2 protein-coding genes are annotated in these 3,002 nt (G+C 57.0%); one reads left to right on the plus strand and one right to left on the minus strand.

Annotation, left to right across the window (positions count from 1 at the left end):
• Positions 1 to 248 precede the first annotated feature (248 nt).
• The gene (locus ACIREA_RS29675) at positions 249 to 2,399 is read left to right on the plus strand and encodes a GumC family protein (RefSeq protein ID WP_397385935.1); all 2,151 of its coding nucleotides are present in this window, start codon (positions 249 to 251) and stop codon (positions 2,397 to 2,399) included.
• Positions 2,400 to 2,912: 513 nt separating this feature from the next.
• Here the strand turns inward: ACIREA_RS29675 and ACIREA_RS29680 are convergent.
• Positions 2,913 to 3,002 (minus strand): IS3 family transposase (locus ACIREA_RS29680; protein ID WP_397385936.1); only part of this gene is annotated, 90 nt, incomplete at its 5' end.

Raw genomic sequence — 3,002 nt, forward strand, 5'->3', positions numbered from 1 at the left:
CATCGCCAACCTCAAGAAGGTGCTCGTGAAGCGTGTGGTGGCAGGTCAGGAGAGAATTTTCAAAGTGGACGTCCAGAGCATGGCGTCCGGAAATCAAACCATGATGTTTTATGTCCGTGAGGACGACGTCATCACCGTGCCTGAAAGCTTCTTTTAATATTATGCAAACAGCCCCCCTATCCCTGCACCAATCACCTCTCGTGATGCCGCAACGTCTGGGACCAGACGCTGAAGCACCGCAGTCATTCATGAATCCGGCGCAACTGGTGGACGGAGTACGCCGTCACAGCTGGATTCCCATCACGCTGGCCCTGTTTGGACTAATCCTAGGCTATGCCTACTTCAAGCGCCAAAAACCGGTGTATGAAGCCGTCAGCGTCGCTCAGTTTGGTTCCGAGCATAATTCCCTGCTGGGTCTGAACAGCATGAGCACGCCCGGGCTCGGGGATGAGAAATCCGTCAACACTCTTATCCAGGCCGCGAAAAGCCGAGAGGTCATCGGACGTGTGGTTACCGAACTGAATCTGACCCGGCTCACCGGTTTTTCAGGCGGGCATCCCAACAATTCCAAAGAAGCCCGGGAAAATGCGATCTCCACCGTGAGTTCCATGGTCAGGATCAGCCTGCGCAAAGACACACGGTTGATCGACTTCAATGTGACCGGGGCCGATCCGGAACAGGTGGCGTCTTTGTCAAACCAAGCGGTGCTGAGCCTGGTGGCAGAGCTGGAAAGTCAAAAGAGCAAGACCATGCAGGGCGCCGTTCAGGCCTTGGTGGCCGAAGGGCAGCGCCTGCAGGACAAGCTGACCAAGTCAGAGATAGCGATGCATGACTACAAGCGCTCCAACCAGGCCATCTCGCTGGACGAGCGCAAGGACCTCGTGCTTACGAAATTGAAAGAGCTCGGTTCCGAACTGAACCACCAGTCCAAAGAACGCCTGACGCTCGAAACCCAGCTCAAGGCCTGCAAGGAGGAGAAACTTCCCCGTGATGAACTGCTCAGCCTGCCAACCATCGCCAGCCATCCCAAGGTATCGGGAATTCTCACGCAGCTCAGCAATCAAAAATCAGCCCTGGCCCTGCTGGCGGAGCGTTACAAGCCGAAGCATCCGAAGTATGAGTCGGTGCAGGCGGTCATCATCAATCAAGAACAGCAGCTCACAACCATCCTTGCCGATGCGGTTCACATGCTGGAATCAAGCTGTGAACATGCCCGGGAACTGGAGCGCAGGCTGCAGGAGCAGCTCAAGAAGCAGGAGTCCGAAGCACTCGACCTGGAACAGCTGGCCGTGCAATACAATGTGCTGAAACGTGAGATGGAGTCTGACCAGGCGGTCTATGAATCGGTTCTGACACGCATCAAGCAGGTGGATGTTTCCAAGGGAATGGAAACGCCTCCCATCTGGGTGCATCAGCTGGCGATGGTGCCTGGGGAGCCGGTGTCTCCGAACGCCAAAAAAGTGGTGGGCAGCTCCACGGCCGGCGGTTTCATGCTTGGGCTGGCCATCATCGGCCTGATTGTCATGCAAGACCGCTCCATCCGATCTGTGGAAGATGCGCGCCAGAAACTGCGCGTGCCGGTTCTTGGCATGATCGCCAATCTTCCGCATCATCCTGACACGAAAGACCAGCGCTCCAAGGAGCATGACTACTCCCAGGGACTGACTCCTGCGCTGATCGCCCACAAAGCCGTCGCAGAAAGCTTTCGTGAGTTTCGAGCCATCATCGCAAGGATGGCCAAAGGACCGCAGACCTGCCACATGGTGGTCAGCGCGATCCCCGATGAAGGAAAGACGTTTGTGTCAACACACCTGGCCGTCAGTCTGGCCAGCCAGGGCTACCGCACGCTGCTGATCGACATGGACCTGCGGCGCTCCCAGCTGGCCCAGGTTTTCGGTATTCCAAGCAGCCGCAAAGGTGTGATCGATCTGCTGCTTGAGGAGGCTTCCTTTGCGGAGGTTTGCCTCAGCGGAGGCATCGCCCATCTTGCCATCATGCCTGCAGGCAAACGTGTGGCCAATCCCGCCGAACTGCTGTCGACCTGCGGCGTTGAGCGGCTCAAGGACATGGCTTTTGCGGCTGGATTTGACCGCATCGTCATCGACACCGCTCCTTTGATCCCGGTGAACGACACGCTGGAACTCGGTGGTCTGGCAGACAGCACCTTCCTGGTGGTCCGGTGCAACCGCACCCCCTCCGACATCATTCAGGAGGCGATCCGCAAACTGCAGCAGACGGGCATTCCTTTGACGGGTCTGATTCTGAACCGCCTTGCCCAGCGCACGCGCAGCTACGATTATTATTACCACCGGTCTTACTACAAGGCGGGTGAGAATGAGGAGTCCGCGCCACTGCGCCCCGTGTCACGTGGGTTCAACTCACCGCAGAACATGGGCTGAGAGAGGTGTCCATTCGACTGGGAGAGACCGTCTCGATTTAAGAACGAAGATAAGAAAACAACGAGCCGTGTGCGCATTTCCAAATGGGCACACGGCTTTTTTGTGACTGTGCCTTTATAGCAATTTCCAAAATTCATTTCCGTTTAGCGGGCTGTTTCTTGTTCGAAGATCATGAGCTTCCTTCTTCGCTAAAGCTACGAAGGACACGTCGACGGCGGATGGCTGAGGACAGCCAGCCCTGCCTGCGCTGGGCATGCGTGTGACTGGCACGTGGTGGGAGGCTTGGTCCTCCGAGCGCCGCTTTCCGGAAATTCGTTTTGGAAAGCGCTGTATGCCACTAGGGAGAATGTGATGGTCGAGCTTGGGGTAGCAACGATGCGACGCCTGCGGCGAGGCTGGGACTGGCGCACGATCTCCCGCCCCCCCTTCAGGGGGCGACCTTGGGTGAGAAGGACGTGTCATGCATGACCCAGGGCTTGAGGTGCAACGCAATATTGGACCAGGGACGCTTAATTAGTTGAGGTTGATGTGCTGAGTTTCGAACTGGTTGGGTGTGAGGTAGCCGATGGCCGAGTGCTTGCGCTTGTTGTTGTAGTAGGCGTC

Source organism: Prosthecobacter sp., assembly GCF_044373815.1.
GTDB lineage: Bacteria > Verrucomicrobiota > Verrucomicrobiia > Verrucomicrobiales > Verrucomicrobiaceae > Prosthecobacter.

Excerpts from the sequence above, each read along its gene's own strand:
- ACIREA_RS29675 (WP_397385935.1), top strand. The coding sequence starts at position 249 with ATGAATCCGGCGCAACTGGTGGACGGAGTACGCCGTCACAGCTGGATT.